This is a genomic window from Xanthobacter autotrophicus ATCC 700552 (genome assembly GCF_043194565.1).
Taxonomy (GTDB): Bacteria; Pseudomonadota; Alphaproteobacteria; order Rhizobiales; family Xanthobacteraceae; genus Xanthobacter; species Xanthobacter autotrophicus_F.
This window is the reverse complement of sequence record NZ_JBAFVS010000002.1, coordinates 253,640-271,008: the sequence shown is the minus strand read 5'-3', so window position 1 is coordinate 271,008 and position 17,369 is coordinate 253,640. Positions and strand designations below refer to the sequence as shown.

The window sequence follows — 17,369 nt, the reverse complement described above, 5'->3', positions numbered from 1 at the left end:
CCTTCCGGCTTCTATAACATCCGCGCGCGCCGCACGAAGGGTCACTTGCCCAAGCATCAAAACGTCGGCGATCGGGGGGAATGCGATGAAGGTTTCACGTCGTGCGGTCTCGCTGGGGCTTGGAATTCTCGGGGCCAGTCCTGCACTCGCGTCAGCGGCCGCTGAGGGCCTCGTCCACGAACTGGCGGCTGGCGTCGAGGATCTGCGTGCCGCTTCGGAAGCCTATATCTACGGCTACTCGCTGGTGACCATGGAGATCACCCGGCGGGTGATGACCAATGTCGCCACCTCGGAAGCCAGCCGCGCGCCCATGGGGCAGTTCGTGCGCATGCGCTCCTATCCCGACGCGAGCTTCCGCGACGTGACGGCTCCCAACGCCGACACCCTCTATACCACGGCGTGGATCGACGTGGGCAAGGAGCCGTGGATCCTCAGCCTGCCCGACATGAAGGGACGTTATTTCCTGTTCCCCATGCTCGACGGCTGGACCGATGTGTTCCAGGTTCCCGGATCGCGCACCACCGGCACCGGCCCGCAGACCTACGCGATTACGGGGCCTGGCTGGAAGGGCAAGTTGCCGGCCGGCGTGGTTGAATACAAGTCGCCGACGGCCCTGGTCTGGCTGCTGGGCCGAATCTATTGCACCGGCACGCCGGAGGATTACGCAGCGGTGCATGCCCTTCAGGATGCCTGCCAAGTCTATCCGCTCAGCTCCTGGGGGAAGGACTATACGCCCCCCGCGGGGACGGTGAGCCCTGCCATCGACATGAAGACCGCGGTGCGCGATCAGGTCAACGCGCTGAGCGGCGTGGAGTATTTCACGCTGCTGGCGGAACTGCTCAAGACCAATCCGCCCGCCGCCGCAGACGCGCCCATCCTGCCCCATCTGGCGCAGATCGGCGTGGTTCCCGGCAAGGATTTCGACCCCAAGGCCGCCGACCCGGGGATCCTCAACCGGGTGCCGAAATTCAGCTTCGACCGCATCATGCTGCATTTCGTCACCGGGCCGGAGATCAAGAACGTCAACGGCTGGCGCTTTACCGCCGCGACCGGCCTGTACGGCACGAACTATATCCAGCGCGCGCTGATCGCGGCCGTCGGCCTCGGCGCCAACCGGCCGGAAGATGCAGTCTATCCCACCTCGCTGAAGTCGGGCAGTGGCCTTCTGGCCCGCAAGTACGACGGCTCCCACAAGTATGTGATGCACTTTTCCAAGGGCCAGCTTCCGCCGGTGAAGGGGTTTTGGTCGCTGACCATGTATGACGAAAACTATTTCTTCGTCGCCAACCCGATCAACCGCTACTCGATCAGCCAACGTCAGAATTTGAAGACGAACGCGGACGGCTCCATCGACCTTTACATCCAGCACGATTCGCCGGGACCGGATAAGGAATCGAACTGGCTTCCGGCACCGGCCGGCGTGTTCATCCTCATGCTGCGCATGTATTGGCCGAACCCCAAGAAGCCGTCGATACTCGACGGAAGCTGGAAGATCCCGCCGGTCACCTACGTTTCGTGATCTCAAATCCCCACGTCATGCTCTTGGTCTCAGGGGGCGGCGAGGCCTCGATGCGCGGCACGGCCAAGAGCCTGCGCGCAGCCGGATCGCCTCCTGCTCCCGAACTGCCCCCGGCAGCGTCGCCGACCTCGTTTAAGAAAGATGACGATCATGACCGTTCGTAAGACTTATGTGGCCATCGTCGCGGCCTGCCTCGCGGCCGCGGTGCCAGCAGCGGCCCAATCCTTGCCCAAGCCCGCTTCGGTTGAGGTGGTCACTGTGGCCGGGCTCGGCAGCGCCACGATCCTGACCTACAAGGTTCAGTTCGTATCGGCAGACCCGGCCACCCGACGCGTGGTGCTGGAAGTCCCGTCGGGAGAGCGCTGGGCCGTGGTCGCGCCGCCCCTGGTCGGCGACCTCAGCTATTTCCGCGTCGGACAAAGCCTGTTGATCCGCAAGCTGCCCGGCGTGGTCACGGCCATCGGCAAGGTCGGCAAGGGCCAGCCCACCGAGGTGCTGAACGAGGTCGTGGTCAATGCCGGCCTTCCCGGCCTTCCCGAGGGCTTCGGCCTGCGCGAGATCACCATCGCCGCTCCGGTCGTGTCGGTCGATCCGGCCGCCGGCACCGTGAGCTTCCCCGGGCCGGACGGCTATCTGCGGACGCTGAAGGCGGCCAACGCCACGGTCCTGGCTGACTTGCAGACGCTGCAGCCCGGGGCGACTGTCAAGTTCACCTATGTGGAAGGCCTCGCCATCAACGCGGTGCAATGACGTGAACGCGCCGACGAACGCTTCGTCGGCGCGTTCACCTGGGACGATCAGGACCCGTAGGCCGCGCGAAGGCCACGGCAGCCCGGAGGCCGGGGAGAAGGGGGGCTAACCCAGCTCAATGGGCCTGTTGGCACTGTCGAGGAATTCGACCGTCGTAAAGACCAGCTCGGTGTCGCCGATATTCGTCAGGTCATGCATCATGAATTCGCCGGCGCCGAAATGGTGGTGCTTGGTGTCGCCGGGATCATAGGTGACCTCGGCCACGCGCCCGTCGGCATAATGGGAGCGCGCGCGCCCACCGGTCACCGCCGTCCAGAAATAATCGAGCACATGGGTGTGGAAGCCGATCCGCTCTCCGGGCTTGAGGCTAAGGTGCCACACCCGCACCCGGTCGCTCTGGGAAACGAGCCGGCTGCCGACGCGGCCGTTGCCGCGGCTGGCATGCAGGTCGGCCCGCAGAACATCGGGCCAGTCCAGCGGTGCTTCGACGGAGGCATAGGTCGTCAGGGTCATTTGCATCTCCTAGGATTGTTGGCGCCTCAGTCGAGGGCGAAGCCCGTCTGGGCCTTCACATGCTGCGCGGGGAAGGCGGCCCGCACCCGCTGCGCCGCCGCGCTGCGGTCGGCCAGCGACACGCAGATCGAGACCAGAAAGGCGAGCGGCACGGAGAATAGTGCCGGATTGTCATAGGGGAACGGCGCCGGCCCCAGTTTCAGCGTCTGCGTCCACACGCTCGGGCTCAGGGCCACGAGCACCAGGGCAACCACCAGCCCCGTCACCGATCCGGCCACCGCTCCCCGGGTGGAAAGGCCGGGCCACGACACCGACAGCACGATCACGGGGAAGTTCGCGCTCGCCGCGACGGCGAAGACGAGGCCCACCATGAAGGCGATGTTCTGGTTCTCGAACAGGAGGCCGAACCCCATGGCGAGGAGGCTGATGAGCACCGCCGCCGCCTTCGAGACCCGCACCTCCTCCTGCTCCGACGCGGCGCCGCGGCGGATGACGCGGGCGTAGAGATCGTGGCTCGCCGCCGATGCTCCGGCGATGGTGAGGCCTGAAACCACCGCGAGGATGGTGGCGAAGGCGACTGCCGAGATGAAGCCGAGCAGCACCGAGCCGCCGAGGGCGTTGGCCAGATGCAGCGCCACCATGTTGGTGCCGCCGATCACCGCGCCCGACGCATCCTTGAAGGCAGGGTCTGCCAGCACCACCGCGATGGCTCCGAAGCCCAGGACGAACAGCAGGGTGTAGAAGACGCTGATGAAGCCGGTGGCCACCAGCACCGATGCCCGCGCCTGGCGTGCGTCGGCGACGGTGAAGAAGCGCATCAGGATGTGCGGCAGGCCGGCCGTTCCGAACACCAGGGCGACGCCCAGGGAGATGGCCGAGACAGGATCCTTCACCAGCCCGCCCGGCGCCATGATGGCGACGCCCTTGGGGTGAAGCGCCACGGCGTGGGCGAACAGCGTCTCCACGCTGAAGCCGAAGCGGGAGAGAATCAGAACCGACATCACCACCGAGCCGGTGAGCAGCAGCACCGCCTTGATGATCTGCACCCAGGTGGTGGCGAGCATGCCGCCGAAGGTGACATAGGCCATCATCAGCAGGCCCACGAGGCCCACCGCCACCCAATAGGGCAGCCCGAACAGCAGCTCGATGAGCTTCCCGGCCCCCACCATCTGGGCGATGAGGTAGAGCAGCACGATGACCAGAGTGTTGGTGGCCGCCACCACCCGCACCGGCACTTCCGAGAGCCGGTAGGCGACGACGTCGGCGAAGGTGTAGCGCCCGAGATTGCGCAGCGGCTCCGCGATGAGGAACAATATCATCGGGAAGCCCACCAGGAACCCGACGGCATAGATCATGCCGTCATAGCCGGAGGTGTAGACCAGCGCGGTCACGCCGAGGAACGTCGCCGCCGAGGTGTAGTCTCCGGCGATGGCCAGGCCATTCTTGAAGCCACTGAGGCCGCCGCCGGCTGCATAATAGTCTTGCGCGCCGCCTGTCCCCTTGCGGGCGGCCCACCAGGTGACGCCGAGGCTGACCACCACGAACAGCAGGAACAGGCCGATGGCAACCGGGTTCAGCGGCTGACGGCTCCCACCTTCCGCGATCGCACCCGCGGCTGCCGCGGGTGCGGCCCCGGCGAGGAGAATGACGCAGGCCGAGAGGCCTGGACACAGAAGTCCTGCGGTCCTCATTGCACTTCCTCCTCGAGGCTCTTGGTCAGATGGTCGAAATGACGGTTGGCGACGGCGACATAGATCGCCGTCAGCACGAAGCCGAGGCTCAGCAGCCCGACCCCGGCGACGATGCCCCAGGTGGAGACCGCACCGGGCAGGACCGGCGTGCCGAGCGCGCGGGGCGCCAGGGCCACGGTCAGGATGTAGGCGAAGTAAAGCGTGGCCATGATCGCGGCCAATGAGAGACCCAGGCGGGTCCGGGCAGAGGCGAGGCGCCGGAAGTTGGGGTTCCGGCGGATGGCTTCGATGCGGGCCGCGACATCCTGCGGCGCAGCCGCGGGCCGTGTGGGGCAGACGTTGGCGTGTTTCATGCTGCGATCCCCGTCGCGACGGCGGTTTCGCTCATGACGGCCTCGGGACGACGATGCTGCTCGGCACGTGCCCGCTCTTCGTCGTCGAGGATCTGGGCCTGCATGTAGGCGCCAAGGTGCCGCGCCCGCTGCACCACGGCCCGGCCGAAGGCGAGCCGGCGCGCCTCGAAGGCGGCGAGGGCGGCCTCCACATCGCCGCTGTCGCCGAGGGCTGCGACGAGGGCGGCGGCGTCCGCGGCCGCCTTGGTCACGCCCATGCCCACATGGGGCCGGGCGACAAAGGCGGCATCGCCGAGGATCACCACATGGGGCCCGAGCCGCATGCGCGGCGTCTCCAGATCCTGGATCGCCTGCAGGAAGGGCTGCGGTGTCCGCTCCACCACCTCGGCGAATTGCGGCGCCAGCAGGCGGAGCGCGTCGGACCGCATGGTGGCGACCACTTCGGGCCGGATGAGGTGGGGAGGGATGGAAAGCGGGTGCCTTTTCCCCTCCACATCGGTGAGGAGATCGGCGAGCTGCCGGTCGCCGGCAGCGGGCCGGTACCAGACGAAATTGTAGCGCCGCTGGCCTTCCTCCAGCTGCTCGTCCACGCCCGCGACGGGATAGCCGAGCATCTGCTCGCCGGGGGGCAGGCTGAAGGAGAAGTGGCCGCAGAGGGCGGCACGCGTCTCCGCCGAGAGCGTGGCTTCATCCACCAGGCCGCGCCAGGCGACATAGCCCGCGTAGGTCGGCTGGATCTCCGGCAGGAAGCCCGTCCTCACCGTCGAGAACAGGCCGTCCGTGCCCACGAGGAGGTCCGCCTTCTCGATGGAGCCGTCGGCGAAGTGCGCGCGTACGGCGTCCACGCCGTCCTCGACCGACACGAGGTTGCACCCGTGGTGATAGGCGTCGTCCGGCAAGGCCGAGCGCAGCAGGCGATAAAGATGGCCCCAGGAGGTGAGCACCTGCGGCAGGTCGAGCTCGCCTGCGAGCCGCCCGTCGCGGTCGAACACCCGCCGGCCGCTGACGCCCACGCCGACCCGCGCCTCGGTCACGTCGAGGCCGGTACGGGCGATGACATCGAACATCTCGGGATGGGTGACGATGCCTGCGCCGCGGCCGGCAAGCTCGCTGCCGATGCGCTCGAAGACCGCGACGTCCCAGCCTGCCTTGCGCAGCAGGAGCGCGGTGAAAAGTCCGCAGATGGAGCCGCCGATGATGATGGCGCGTTTGCGCTTCGGCGCGCGGTCCAGCCCGCCGCCGGTCATGTGTCCTGGCATGGGTGTTCTCCCTCGGCTCCGCCGACGCCGGGTGACGCGCTCGCACGACGTTCCGGTGCGGACCTGCCGTTTTGTTTTGATGTCGTTCAGCCACCTTCGGCCGGCTCTGCCGGTCCTGAGGCGCTCCCCCGATATTTATCGGACGATAGATAGTGCCGTGCGGCTTCGCCGGCGTCAATATAATTTATCGATCGATTATTTCTTGCGCGCGACCCGGCTGCGGGCCTGTGCGGGTTTGGGCAGCAGCGTGGCGAAAGCGGCCGGGGCGCCGTTCAGGAAGGCGTTGATCTTGAAGTCGATGTCAGCGCCAAGATCGGTGGGAATGGGCATGCCGTAGATGAATTTGCGCACGCCGATGTAGAAGATGCCCGCGTGCAGCGACCAGATGAGCTCGATCTCTTCCTCGCTCACCGGGGCGGTCTCGTCGAGGCCGTTGGCGACGCGGATCTCGATGACCATCCGCTCGAACAGCCGGGCGCGCAGGAAGGCGAGATAGCGGCTGTTGAAGTCGAGCCCCTTGAGGCCGGCGAACATGAACAGCCGTACCCACTCATAGGTCTGGATGACGGCCGCATACGCCCGGTAGAAGCGCTTCAGCCGCTCCTCGATGGGGATGGAGCGGTCGGCGATGGCGGTTTCCCACTCGCTCTGCCAGCGGCTCTGGTAGACCTCCTGGTAGACCCGGTCGAGCAGGGCCTCCTTGCCGGGAAAGTAGCGGTAGAGCAACGGCTGCGTAATGCCGAGCCGCTGCGCGAGATCCCGCGTCGCGCCGTCGAAGCCGTGCTCGGCAAAGAAGGCGACGGCGCCGGCGACGATGTCCCGCTCCCGATCCGCGGGCGAGAGGCGACGGCGCGGCGGCGACGGGACTTTGGGTGCAGGCAAGGCGGTCATCCGGTCTTTATCAAGCGATCAATTCTAGCACGGGTTCCGGGCGAATGATCATCCTGAAACGAGATGCCGGCCTCACAAGGAGCCGGCGCGCGCGAAGGCGATGCGGCCGGTCTCGGCCGCATCCACAAGGAAGGTGGCGAACATGCCTTCGATCAGGGCGGTCACCTCCGCCGGCGCGCGCTGCGGCGTCCCGGCGTCGAAGGGCGGCTCCGGCGCGTATTCGGCCAGCAGCTCCGGGGATGTTGCCATTCCGTCACTCGGCTCATTCATCCGCCTAAGTCACCCCTAAGTCACCCGGCGCTTGGCCAGCTTGCGCGCCAGGGTGCGGCGGTGCATTCCGAGCCGGCGGGCCGCCTCGGAGACATTGAAGTCCGCCTCCAAAAGCGTCTCGTGGATGTGCTCCCACTCCAGCGTCTTGAGGGAGCTCGGGCGCACGCCGAGGGCGACACCCGCGTCGCCATCCAGCCGGCCGAAGGCCGCCTCGATGTCGTCCGTGGTGGACGGTTTGGCGAGGTAGTGGCAGGCGCCGAGCTTGATGGCCTCCACCGCGGTGGCGATGCTGGCGTAGCCGGTGAGCACCACGATCCGCATGGCGGGATCATGCGCGTGCAGCCGCCTGACGCACTCCAGCCCCGATGCGCCGGAGAGCTTGAGGTCCACGACGGCGCAGGTCGGGTCGGTCTGCGCAAGCAGCGCGTCCAGGCTCTCGGCGCGCGGGCAGAGCGCCACCTTGTAGCCGCGGCGCTCGAACGAGCGCTGGAGGGCGCGGGCGAAGGGGGCGTCGTCCTCCACCAGCAGCAGGTGCTTGTCAGGCTCCATCGTGCGCTCCCACCGCCAGCGCGGAGAGGGGAAGCCGCACTTCCACCCGTGCTCCGCCCTCCGGGCGGTTCTTCGCGCCGATGGCGCCGTCCAGCTTGCGCAGCACGTTGACGGCGAGGAACAGGCCGAGGCCCCGGCCCGGCTCGCTCTTGGTCGTCTGGTAGGGCTTGCCGAACTGGTTGAGCGCGCCCTCGGAGAAGCCCGGCCCGGCATCACTCACGCGCACGACCAGCTCGGAGCCGCTCTGCTCGGCGGCGATCGCGACCCAGTCCGGCGAGGCTTCCAGCGCATTGTCGAGGATATTGAACAGCACCTGCTCGATCACGCTGTCGCAGACGATCGTCACATCGTGACAGGTCTCGTTGCGGTATTCCAATGCGGCCGGCCGGCGGCTGTCGCGCCAGCGCCGGACCATGTCGTCGAGGAACGCGGCGAGCGGGGCGCGGCGGGCATCCTCGCCGCGGGCCTCGCCCGAGGCGATGAGGATGTGGGAGACGATGCTCTTGCAGCGCCCCAGCGCGGCCTGCATCTCCTCGATCTCCCCGCCCAGCTCGGGATCGTCGCGGAACCGCGGCATGTGCTGCCAGTCATTGAGGATGACGGCGAGGGTCGAAAGCGGCGTGCCGAGTTCATGGGCGGCGCCCGAGGCCAGCAGGCCCATGCGCACGATGTGCGCTTCCTCCGCCGCGCGCTGGCGCAGTTCGGCCAGATGGGCATCCCGGCTGCGCAGGTTGGCGTTGATGCGCGTCACGAACAGCGCCACCAGCACCGACGCCAGCAGGAAGCACAGGAACATGCCCTGCAGGTGCAGGTCGAAGAAGGAGCCTGCGCCATGGCCGCCTTCGTGCGCGCCATCAAGGCCAAGGCCGTGCCCACGGAAGTCGATGGGCCGGAAGAAGCGCGTCAGCCAGATGAAGCAGCCGGTGGTCACCGCGACGATGATCCAGGTGGCGAGCGGCGCCAGCAGCACGGCGGCGAGGATCACCTGCAGTAGATAGAGCGAGATGAAGGGGTTCGTGGCGCCGCCGCTGAGATAGAGCTGGATGGTGAGCGCCGCCACGTCCAGCAGGAGTTCCACACACAGTTCGGTGTCGCTGATGGCGGCCTGGCCGATGATCCGGTAGAGGCCGATGAGGTTGAGCCCCACCAGGAACAGGATCACGAGGCCCATCTCGGCGAGCGGCAGGGCGACGCCCAGCCAGACATGCACCACCGCGATGGCACCGACCTGCCCGGCCACCGCAAGCCAGCGCAGCGCGATCAGCAACAGCAGGTTCCTGCGATTGGCGTCGCTCTCGATCGTGCTCTCGCCCATGACCAGGCCCATCACTTCGCGACCTCACCTTCGCGCACCTCGTTCCGGACGGTCAGGTACCAAACATCCGCTTTCGCGCATTTTCCGTTCGCATTGGCTCACGGTCGTCGCTCTAAGGCGCCGTCGGACCTTCCGCCCGCTCGCGCGCAAGATCGTCCATCAGCTCGTACCACATGGCGTTGAGCACCGCGAAGGCGGCGGCCAGCGGCAGGCCGAGCAGCCAGGCGAAGTACCACATGTTCCGTCTCCTTCTTTCAGTAGGCGTGGCCGTTGCCGTCGGCGATGGAGCGCGCGTCCACCTTGCCCCACAGCACATGGTAGACCCAGGTGGTGTAGGCGATGATGATCGGCACGAAGATCACAGTGGCCACCAGCATCACGAACAAGGTGAGATGGCTGGACGAGGCATCCCACACGGTGAGGCTCGACCGCGGGTCGAGGGACGACGGCAGGATGAAGGGGAACATGGACAGCCCCACCGTCGAGATGATGCCGAAGATGGACAGGGCGCTCGACAGCAACGCGCCGATCTCCACCCGGCCCCTCAGGAAGGCGAGGCTGGCAAGCGCCCCCAGGAGGCCGAGCGCCGGCCCCGCCAGCATCCAGGGATGGGCGGCATAATTGGCGAACCAGGCGCGCGGGGCCATCTCCACCGCCTTGGCCAGCGGGTTGGAGGGACCGTCCGTCGCGATGGTGCCGACGATGCGGTAGCCGTCGATGCCGAGGAAGAGCCAGACCCCGCCCAGCACGAACAGGGCGATGGTGGCGAGGGCCGCCACGCTGCCGATGGTCCGGGCCCGCGCCGCGACGGCGCCCTCGGTCTTCAGCAGCAGCCAGCCGGCGCCGTGCATGGTGAGCATCGCCACCGAGAGCAGTCCGCACAGCAGTCCGAACGGATTGAGCAGTTCGAACAGCGTGGTGCCATCGTAGAAGATGCGCAGGTCGTCGTTGAGATGGAAGGGCACGCCCTGGAGCACGTTGCCCACGGCCACCCCCATCACCAGCGCCGGCACGAGGCCGCCCACGAACAGGGCCCAGTCCCACGCCGACCGCCACGCTGCGCCCTCGCGCTTGGAGCGATACTTGAACCCCACCGGCCGCAGGATGAGCGCGAACAGGATCGCGAACATGGCGAGGTAGAAGCCCGAGAAGGACACCGCATACAGCTGTGGCCAGGCGGCGAAGATGGCGCCGCCGCCGAGGATGAGCCACACCTGGTTACCCTCCCAGACCGGCCCCACCGCATTGATGACCACCCGGCGCTCCAGGTCGGTCTTCGCCACGAAGGGCAGGAGGATGCCGGAGCCGAGGTCGAACCCGTCCATGACGGCGAAGCCGATGAGCAGCACCCCCAGCAGCAGCCACCAGATGACCCGCAGGGTGTCGTAGTCGATGAGCGTGTTCAGGATCATGGCTCTACTCCGCTGCCACGAGGGAGGAGGGGACGAGGTTGGTCTCCGGCGCGTCGTCCGGCTCCGGCCCCTTGCGGATGGCGCGCAGCATCAGCGTCATCTCGATCACCAGCAGGACGGTGTAGAGGGCGACGAAGCCGGCGAGGGTGGTGAGCACCGTCGCCGCGCCGAGGCTGGAGACGGCCGCCGCCGTGGGCAGCACGCCCTCGATGCTCCAGGGCTGGCGCCCGACCTCGGCGACGACCCAGCCGAGTTCCGCCGCCATCCAGGGCAGCGGGATGGCGAACACCGCCAGCCACAGCAGCGGGCGGTAGCGATCCAGCAGCCGCCGCGCCGACAGCAGGAAGAAGGTGGCGGTGAAGGCGATGAAGAAGAAGCCCAGCCCCACCATGACGCGGAACGACCAGAACAGGGTGGGCACGCTCGGCACCGTGTCGCGGGCGGCGCGGCGGATGTCGTCCTCGCTGGCCTTGCGCGGGTCGTCCAGGTAGCGCTTCAGCAGCAGCGCGTAACCGAGGTCACGGCCATTGTCCTCGAAGGCCTGGCGTGCCGCCGGCGGGATCCTGGCGTCGCTGCCGGCGGCGCGGATCTGCTGGAGCGCGTCGAAGGCGACGATGCCGTTGCGGATGCGTCCCTCCGTCTGGGTCACCAGTTCGTTGATGCCGGGGATCTGCGTGGTCAGGGAGCGGGTGGCGATGAGGCCGAGCATCCACGGCACGCGCACCGCGAAATGGGTCTCGCGGTCCTTCTCGCTCGGGAAGCCGAACAGGGTGAAGGCGGCGGGAGCCGGCTCGGTCTCCCACATGGCCTCCATGGCGGCGATTTTCATCTTCTGGTGCTCGGTGGTCAGGTAGCCGCTCTCGTCGCCGAGGACGACCACCGACAGCGAGGCGGCAAGCCCGAACGAGGCGGCCACCGTCATGGAGCGCTTGGCCAGCTCCGTGTGGCGGCCCTTCAGCAGGTACCAGGCCGAGACGCCGAGCACGAAGATGGAGGCGGTGACGTAGCCCGCCGAAACCGTGTGGACGAACTTCGCCTGCGCCACCGGATTGGTCACCACGGCGAAGAAATCGGTGATTTCCATGCGCATGGTCTGCGGGTTGAAGGCGGAGCCCACCGGGTTCTGCATCCAGCCGTTGGCGACGAGAATCCACAGCGCCGAGAAGTTGGAGCCGATGGCCACCGCCCAGGTGGTGATGAGGTGCCCGACCTTGGAGAGCTTGTCCCAGCCGAAGAAGAACAGGCCGACAAACGTGCCTTCGAGGAAAAAGGCCATCAGCCCTTCGATGGCCAGCGGGGCGCCGAAGATGTCGCCCACATAGTGGCTGTAATAGCTCCAGTTCATGCCGAACTGGAATTCCATGACGAGGCCGGTGGCGACGCCGACGACAAAATTGATGCCGAACAATGTGCCCCAGAACTTGGTCATCTGCCGCCAGATGAGGCGGCCGGTCATGACATAGACCGTCTCCATCACCGCGAGCAGGACGGACAGGCCCAGCGTCAGGGGCACGAAGAGGAAGTGGTAGAGCGCCGTGACTGCGAATTGCAGTCTCGATAGGTCAAGGGTGTCGAGGTCCATGAGGTCTGCCGGAGCGATCCGGCCTCCTGTCGGAACACGCCGCGGTCGGCGGCTGGGCTGGGAAGACGCGCGCGGGCTGTGCGGGGCCGCGGTGTCGCGTGAAGGGGGAAGGGGCGATCACGGGGCAGATCTCGGAAAAACCTGTTGGCAAAGGCTGTTGCATCACCGGTCGAGCAACGGTTCGTAGCGGCGATCGGTGAGGGTCTTGAGGAAGGCGACGAGGGCGTCGATGCGCCGGTCGTCGAGGGCCGGGCCGAATTCCAGCTCGGTCCGCGAGAGCGTGTCCGGCACCTCGGGCGGGTCCCACGCACGGCCGGTCCCAGGGTCGACCTGGCGGTCTGGGGATGAGGAATTATACTTGTTGTAGAAGAGGATGACGGTGCGCAGGTCGGTGAACACGCCGTTGTGCATGTAAGGACCCGTCACCGCCACGTTGCGCAGGGTCGGCACCTTGAAGCGGCCGTCGAGGCGCTTGTCCTTCAGCCCACGCGTGGCGAGCAGGCCGTGGTCCACCGGGGCATCGAGCGCCGGGTTTCGCGGCACGCCGATGTTGTGGAACTGGAAGTTGGAGAAGGTTTCGCCCGCCCCGTCCGCCGGCGAGATCTGGTGGCAGAGGTGGCAATTGGTGAACTGGTTGGAGAAGAACAGCACGCGGCCGAGTTCTTCCCGGTCGGTGAGCTTGATTTCCCCGCGCAGGAACCGGTCGTATCTGGAATCGAACGGCGAGACCTCCGGGCTGCGCTCATAGGCGGCGAGGGCCTGGGTGAGGGCCGAAAACGCGCGGTCATCGCTCTTGAACACGTCGGCGCCGAACAGCCGGCGAAACGCCTCCCCATAGGCCGGCTTCTCCTTCAGGCGGGCGACGACGCTCGCCTTGTCCGGCATGGCCATCTCCACCGGATTGAGCAGCGGCCCGCCGGCCTGCGCCTCCAGCGTGTCGGCGCGGCCGTCGAGGAATTGGCCGCCCACCAGACGGCCCTTGGCATCCTTGTGGAAGCGGGGCGTGGCGGCCGCATAGCTGACGGTGGGGACATTGCGCACGCCGTGCGATGTCCCGTCGCTGCCGAGCGAGACCGCGCCCGAAGCCACGTCGGTCCGCGGATCGGCAAAGCCGTGGGCGGGATCATGACAGGTGGCGCAGGACTGGTTGCGCTCCCGCGACAGGTCCGGATCGGAGAACAGCGTTGCCCCGAGCGCCGCCCGCTCGGCCTGCGGCGCCGATTGGGATCGTGCAGGCCCCGCGCAGGTGAGGCACGCGAGGCAGACGAGCGCACACAGCGCCTCGCCCGCACCGCGGGCGGGAGCGGATAGGGGCTGCATCTGTCGTGCTGCGTATGCGAGAAAGGCGTTCACACTCGCGTTGTGGCGCCGCGATTGCAGCGGACGCGAGTGGACATGTTGTCCAAGGACAGGTCGTCGCTGAGACACTGCATGCACGCGACTGAGGCGGTACCGGAAAGCCGGACCGGCGGCTCAGGCCGGTCAGCGGGCCGGGACCTCATAGACCGCAGGCGCTCCGTCCTTCGCGCCGTCCATGAGCAGCAGCACCTCATAGGGTCTGCCGGCGACGCTGTCGGTGATGACCAGCAGGGCCTCCGGCTTGCCATCGGCAGAGGTGATCTGCGCCAGGGGCATGGCGGTCTCCGACTGCCCGTCCCAGAAGTGGATCACGCTGCGCCGCGTCGTGAGCTGGTCGTCGGATCGGCCGAGGCCGGCGAGAATGAGGAAGCCGCCGGCCACGGGCGCAAGGTCGCGCACGCCGTTGCCGGCATCCAGCTGCACCCGCAGCACTTCGGCCTTTGGCGCCGGCCCGGCGAACAGGACGCCGGCCGGCACCTTGAGGATGGTCGCCCCCGCCGTGGTGGGGTTGCGCAGGCCGAAATAGAGCGCGCCGTCGCGGGCAGCGATCCCTTCGATATTGAGACCTTCCGCGTCGAGGCGCTCGCAGGTCATGCCCTCCCGGCATGCCAGCCGGGCAAGATTGGGGAGGGCGGCGATGACGCTTTCCAAAGTCCGCGTGGCGGTGATGCCGCTGGGGATGATGGCGCCGGTGGCCGGATCGGTCGGGATGCGGAACACAAGGAAGCGCCCGGCCTCGTACTTGCCTTCGGTGCGCGAGGCCCCGTGCGAGCCGGTGATGTAATAGGCACCGCCCTCCGGCGCGGCGGCGAAGGTGGCGCCTTCCAGATCAAGCTCGGCTGCACCCGCCTGCGCCGCATGGATGCGCGCATCGAGGCGGATGGCTTTGCCCGCAAGCGTCGCGCTCCACATGAGGTCGTTCTCGTCGCCCACCAGGATGCAGGCGCGCGGACCGGGGCCGGGGGGCGTCGCGCAGGCGATGCCGCTGAGGCTGCGCTTCTCCTTGCCGGTGCCGAGATCGCCCTTGAGGTTGAGATCGCGGATGACGCGGGCTTCCGGCGCCGGCGCCGCGCCCTGCTCGCCGAGGGCGGGTGCCGCCGTGCCGAGAAGAACGGCCAGCACCGAGGCCACGGCCTGCGCCCGGCCCGGCCTGCGGGCGTGCATGAGGACGGCGATCATCTCAGACCTGGCCAACGGCGCCTCCCTGCATGTCCATGCCTGTCCCGGCCAAGTCTGCGCCGGCCCGGCGCCACTGGCAATCGCACCGCATCTCACGCCGGCCGGCCTTTACAATGTGCTCGCACAGCTCAGGGCCGGTCAGCGTGAGGTGCGAGCGAGCAAGCACTGAATGGCGCAGCCGGCCGCCGTGGCGCTCATTCCCGGCTGAGCGCGCCGGCCCGTGCCGGCCTATGCCCCCGAGGGCGGGTGAATGGACAGGCACGGCACCAGCCCTTCCGGAATGGGAACGCTGGCCGCGTGGGTGCGCCCGTGGGCGATGAGTTTCGGCAGCACATGGGTGTGCGGACCATCGGGGCTGACGCCTCCGGGCGGCGGGATTGGCTGGAACACCTCGATGCGACCGAGCGCGGAGGCGAACACGCGGTGCGGGCCGTGCTCCACCATCGCCGCTATGAGGCCGGGCGCGGCAAGGGCAGGCATCCCTTCGGCGGCGCGCAGGGCAGCAATCAGGGCCGGGGCGCGGGTGCGCACGCAGGTCTCGACGCTCGTAAGGCCGATGCCGAGATCGAACAGCAGGGCGCCGCGATCCTCCTCCCGCAGGGCGGCCATGTCGGGGCCGACCTCGGTCACCACCGCGCGGCCGGCGCGGGCGGCGTCGCGCTCCGGCAGGCAGGCCGCCAGCGCGCGGACCCGCCGCTCGGCATGGCGGGACGGCATCTCGTAATCCACGACGACCGTGGCGGGATGGCGCCGGACCACAAGGCCGCCGCGCGCGGTGACGACCTTCAGGATATCCGCCCCGGTCTCGATGGCGGTTGCCTCGCCGGGATCGCGCATGAACTCGGCGATGGCGCCGAAGATGCCGAGGCTCCAGCCGGTGCGTGGGTCGAGCGCATGGCGCGTCAGGGCGTCGAAGGAATCTTCGGTGATGGCGCTCTGGGTCATGCCTCGGGTTCCTTGCGGTCCGGCGCCCGGCCGCGGCGACGCCAGGGGAGAATGAAGGGCTCGCCGCCGATCTCCCCGCCCTCCACCGTGACGCCATAGGCCTCGGCCGCCCGATCCGCCGTCAGCACCGCGGCGGGCGGGCCCTCGGCCATGAGGGCGCCGTCCTTCATCAGGGCGAGGCGGTCGCAGAAGCGGGCGGCAAGGGTGAGGTCGTGCAGCACCGCCACCACGGCGGTTCCGGCGCGGGCGGTGGCGCGCAGCACGTCCATCACCTGGAGCTGGTGGTAGGGGTCGAGGGCCGCCACCGGCTCGTCGGCCAGCAGCACCGGGGCTTCCACCGCCAGCGCGCGGGCGAGCAGCAGGCGGGCACGCTCCCCGCCGGAGAGGGAGCCGGCGGAGCGCCGCCGCAGGGGCGCCAGCTCCACCGCATCCATGGCGCGTTCGACGGCGGCATCCACGCTGGCGACGCCGTGGGGCAGCCGGCCCAGCGCCACCACCTCCTCCACCGGCAGGGGCCAGTGGATGCGCCCGTTCTGCGGCAAATAGGCGAGGGCGCGGCCGAGCCCCCGGCGCCCCATATCGTCCGCCGTGCGCCCGCCATAGGTGATTGTGCCGGAGGCGAGCGGATCGAGGCCCGCGAGGGCGCGCAGCACGCTGGTCTTGCCCGCGCCGTTGGGGCCGATGAGGCCGAGCATCTCGCCCGGCCGCGCGGCGAGGGAGAAGTCCCGCACCACCAGTGTGCCGCCCCGGCTCACGCCGATGTCGCGTGCTTCCACGATCATTCGCCGTCCACCCTGAGGTTCCGCAGCAAGGCGAGGAAGAAGGGCGCGCCGATGAGGGCCGTGACCACACCGAGCTTCAGCTCCGGCCGGGTCGGGATGAGCCGCACCGCGATGTCGGCGCCAAGGGTCAGCGCCGCCCCGGCGAGCCCGCTTACGAGCAGCAGCCGCCCCGGCCGATGGCCCACGAAGGGGCGCATGAGGTGGGGCACCACGAGGCCCACGAAGCCGATGGCGCCCGCCACCGCCACGCTTGCCCCCACCGCCGCCGCCGTGCCGCCGATGACGAGGAGGCGCACCCGGCGCAGGGGGAAGCCGAGGCTTGCCGCCGCATCCTCGCCCAGGGTCAGGGCATCGAGGGCGCGGCCGGTGGACAGCACCAGCCCCCAGCCCACCGCCATGAAGGGCAGGGCCAGCGCCACATGGGCGAGGCTGCGGTCGGACAGGGAGCCCATGAGCCAGAACACCACCTCCAGCGCCGCATAGGGGCTGGGGGCGAGGTTCAGCGCCAGCGCGGTGAGGGCGCCGGACAGGCTGCTCAGCGCCACGCCGGCGAGGATGAGCGTGGCGGTTCCGGCGCCCCGTCCCGCCAGCGTCAGCAGGACGGCGGTCGACAGCCCCGCTCCGATGAGGCCGCCCAGGGGCAACGCCAGGGCGAAGGCGGAGGAGAAGCCGAAATAGAAGGCCACCACCGCCCCCAGCGCCGCCGCGCCCGAGACGCCCACCACGCCGGGATCGGCCAGCGGGTTGCGCATGAGCCCTTGCAGCGCCGCGCCGGTGATGCCGAGGCTGAAGCCCACCGCCGCCCCCAGGATGGCGCGGGGCAGCCGCAGCTCGGCGAGCACGAGGGCGGGCAAGGTCTGCCGCCCGGCGGCGAGGTCGGCCATCGCCGCGCCGAGGTCGAGGGGTGCATAGCCCACCGCCACGGAGGCGACGAGCAGCGCGGCCACACCGGCGCAGAGGGTGGCGATCAGCAGAGTGTGGGACATCGTGTGGGACATGG

General features: G+C 68.7%; 18 protein-coding genes. 2 read left to right on the top strand and 16 right to left on the bottom strand.

The window, feature by feature from the left end; all coding sequences use genetic code 11:
- Nucleotides 1–85 precede the first annotated feature (85 nt).
- A complete protein-coding gene (locus V5F48_RS03175) occupies nucleotides 86–1,519 on the top strand; it encodes a DUF1254 domain-containing protein (RefSeq protein ID WP_394039990.1) in 1,434 nt (477 codons plus the stop codon).
- Nucleotides 1,520–1,669: 150 nt separating this feature from the next.
- Nucleotides 1,670–2,269 carry a hypothetical protein gene (locus tag V5F48_RS03170; protein ID WP_394039988.1) on the top strand — a complete coding sequence of 200 codons (600 nt, stop codon included), beginning with the start codon at nucleotides 1,670–1,672 and terminating at the stop codon, nucleotides 2,267–2,269.
- Between the two features lie 105 nt (nucleotides 2,270–2,374).
- Here the strand turns inward: V5F48_RS03170 and V5F48_RS03165 are convergent, their stop codons facing one another.
- The 16 genes from V5F48_RS03165 to V5F48_RS03090 all read right to left on the bottom strand — a co-directional run bounded on the left by V5F48_RS03165 (nucleotide 2,375) and on the right by V5F48_RS03090 (nucleotide 17,367).
- Nucleotides 2,375–2,782: a cupin domain-containing protein gene (locus V5F48_RS03165; protein ID WP_394039986.1), complete on the bottom strand. Its 408-nt coding sequence runs from the start codon at nucleotides 2,780–2,782 to the stop codon at nucleotides 2,375–2,377.
- 26 nt (nucleotides 2,783–2,808) lie between these two features.
- Entirely contained in the window at nucleotides 2,809–4,473 is a 1,665-nt protein-coding gene (gene actP / locus V5F48_RS03160) for a cation/acetate symporter ActP (RefSeq protein WP_394039984.1), read from the bottom strand.
- The gene (locus tag V5F48_RS03155) at nucleotides 4,470–4,826 is read right to left on the bottom strand and encodes a DUF485 domain-containing protein (protein ID WP_394039982.1); all 357 of its coding nucleotides are present in this window, start codon (nucleotides 4,824–4,826) and stop codon (nucleotides 4,470–4,472) included. Before V5F48_RS03155 ends, actP begins: the two co-directional genes overlap by 4 nt.
- Nucleotides 4,823–6,085, bottom strand: coding sequence for an FAD binding domain-containing protein (locus tag V5F48_RS03150; protein WP_394039980.1), 1,263 nt, complete (start codon nucleotides 6,083–6,085; stop codon nucleotides 4,823–4,825). Before V5F48_RS03150 ends, V5F48_RS03155 begins: the two co-directional genes overlap by 4 nt.
- Before the next feature lie 195 nt (nucleotides 6,086–6,280).
- Nucleotides 6,281–6,967: a TetR/AcrR family transcriptional regulator gene (locus V5F48_RS03145; protein WP_394039978.1), complete on the bottom strand. Its 687-nt coding sequence runs from the start codon at nucleotides 6,965–6,967 to the stop codon at nucleotides 6,281–6,283.
- 81 nt (nucleotides 6,968–7,048) lie between these two features.
- Entirely contained in the window at nucleotides 7,049–7,225 is a 177-nt protein-coding gene (locus V5F48_RS03140) for a hypothetical protein (RefSeq protein ID WP_394039976.1), read from the bottom strand.
- Between the two features lie 36 nt (nucleotides 7,226–7,261).
- Entirely contained in the window at nucleotides 7,262–7,795 is a 534-nt protein-coding gene (locus V5F48_RS03135) for a response regulator transcription factor (protein ID WP_394039974.1), read from the bottom strand.
- Nucleotides 7,785–9,122, bottom strand: coding sequence for an ATP-binding protein (locus V5F48_RS03130; RefSeq protein ID WP_394040163.1), 1,338 nt, complete (start codon nucleotides 9,120–9,122; stop codon nucleotides 7,785–7,787). Before V5F48_RS03130 ends, V5F48_RS03135 begins: the two co-directional genes overlap by 11 nt.
- 100 nt (nucleotides 9,123–9,222) lie before the next feature.
- Nucleotides 9,223–9,348, bottom strand: a complete 126-nt coding sequence (cydX, locus tag V5F48_RS03125) for a cytochrome bd-I oxidase subunit CydX (RefSeq protein WP_394039972.1) — start codon at nucleotides 9,346–9,348, stop codon at nucleotides 9,223–9,225.
- 16 nt (nucleotides 9,349–9,364) lie between these two features.
- Nucleotides 9,365–10,522, bottom strand: coding sequence for a cytochrome d ubiquinol oxidase subunit II (gene cydB, locus V5F48_RS03120; RefSeq protein ID WP_394039970.1), 1,158 nt, complete (start codon nucleotides 10,520–10,522; stop codon nucleotides 9,365–9,367).
- 4 nt (nucleotides 10,523–10,526) lie between these two features.
- Nucleotides 10,527–12,104, bottom strand: coding sequence for a cytochrome ubiquinol oxidase subunit I (locus tag V5F48_RS03115; protein WP_394039968.1), 1,578 nt, complete (start codon nucleotides 12,102–12,104; stop codon nucleotides 10,527–10,529).
- Between the two features lie 162 nt (nucleotides 12,105–12,266).
- On the bottom strand, nucleotides 12,267–13,424 hold the full coding sequence (locus V5F48_RS03110) for a cytochrome-c peroxidase (protein ID WP_394039966.1): 1,158 nt from the start codon (nucleotides 13,422–13,424) through the stop codon (nucleotides 12,267–12,269).
- A 162-nt stretch (nucleotides 13,425–13,586) separates the two neighbouring features.
- Nucleotides 13,587–14,657, bottom strand: a complete 1,071-nt coding sequence (locus tag V5F48_RS03105) for a hypothetical protein (protein WP_394039964.1) — start codon at nucleotides 14,655–14,657, stop codon at nucleotides 13,587–13,589.
- Between the two features lie 213 nt (nucleotides 14,658–14,870).
- Nucleotides 14,871–15,587 carry a DUF6925 family protein gene (locus V5F48_RS03100; RefSeq protein WP_394039962.1) on the bottom strand — a complete coding sequence of 239 codons (717 nt, stop codon included), beginning with the start codon at nucleotides 15,585–15,587 and terminating at the stop codon, nucleotides 14,871–14,873.
- Nucleotides 15,584–16,369, bottom strand: coding sequence for an ABC transporter ATP-binding protein (locus V5F48_RS03095; RefSeq protein ID WP_394039960.1), 786 nt, complete (start codon nucleotides 16,367–16,369; stop codon nucleotides 15,584–15,586). The genes V5F48_RS03100 and V5F48_RS03095 overlap by 4 nt, the downstream gene beginning before the upstream one ends.
- On the bottom strand, nucleotides 16,366–17,367 hold the full coding sequence (locus V5F48_RS03090) for a FecCD family ABC transporter permease (protein ID WP_394039958.1): 1,002 nt from the start codon (nucleotides 17,365–17,367) through the stop codon (nucleotides 16,366–16,368). The genes V5F48_RS03095 and V5F48_RS03090 overlap by 4 nt, the downstream gene beginning before the upstream one ends.
- Nucleotides 17,368–17,369 lie beyond the last annotated feature (2 nt).

Bases quoted from the DNA above. Each gene is read 5' to 3' on its own strand.
- V5F48_RS03175 (WP_394039990.1), top strand. From the start codon at position 86: ATGAAGGTTTCACGTCGTGCGGTCTCGCTGGGGCTTGGAATTCTCGGG.
- V5F48_RS03170 (WP_394039988.1), top strand. From the start codon at position 1,670: ATGACCGTTCGTAAGACTTATGTGGCCATCGTCGCGGCCTGCCTCGCG.
- V5F48_RS03165 (WP_394039986.1), bottom strand. From the start codon at position 2,782: ATGACCCTGACGACCTATGCCTCCGTCGAAGCACCGCTGGACTGGCCC.
- actP (WP_394039984.1), bottom strand. From the start codon at position 4,473: ATGAGGACCGCAGGACTTCTGTGTCCAGGCCTCTCGGCCTGCGTCATT.
- V5F48_RS03155 (WP_394039982.1), bottom strand. From the start codon at position 4,826: ATGAAACACGCCAACGTCTGCCCCACACGGCCCGCGGCTGCGCCGCAG.
- V5F48_RS03150 (WP_394039980.1), bottom strand. From the start codon at position 6,085: ATGCCAGGACACATGACCGGCGGCGGGCTGGACCGCGCGCCGAAGCGC.
- V5F48_RS03140 (WP_394039976.1), bottom strand. From the start codon at position 7,225: ATGGCAACATCCCCGGAGCTGCTGGCCGAATACGCGCCGGAGCCGCCC.
- V5F48_RS03135 (WP_394039974.1), bottom strand. From the start codon at position 7,795: ATGGAGCCTGACAAGCACCTGCTGCTGGTGGAGGACGACGCCCCCTTC.
- V5F48_RS03130 (WP_394040163.1), bottom strand. From the start codon at position 9,122: ATGGGCCTGGTCATGGGCGAGAGCACGATCGAGAGCGACGCCAATCGC.
- cydX (WP_394039972.1), bottom strand. From the start codon at position 9,348: ATGTGGTACTTCGCCTGGCTGCTCGGCCTGCCGCTGGCCGCCGCCTTC.
- cydB (WP_394039970.1), bottom strand. From the start codon at position 10,522: ATGATCCTGAACACGCTCATCGACTACGACACCCTGCGGGTCATCTGG.
- V5F48_RS03115 (WP_394039968.1), bottom strand. From the start codon at position 12,104: ATGGACCTCGACACCCTTGACCTATCGAGACTGCAATTCGCAGTCACG.
- V5F48_RS03110 (WP_394039966.1), bottom strand. From the start codon at position 13,424: ATGCAGCCCCTATCCGCTCCCGCCCGCGGTGCGGGCGAGGCGCTGTGT.
- V5F48_RS03100 (WP_394039962.1), bottom strand. From the start codon at position 15,587: ATGACCCAGAGCGCCATCACCGAAGATTCCTTCGACGCCCTGACGCGC.
- V5F48_RS03095 (WP_394039960.1), bottom strand. From the start codon at position 16,369: ATGATCGTGGAAGCACGCGACATCGGCGTGAGCCGGGGCGGCACACTG.
- V5F48_RS03090 (WP_394039958.1), bottom strand. From the start codon at position 17,367: ATGTCCCACACGATGTCCCACACTCTGCTGATCGCCACCCTCTGCGCC.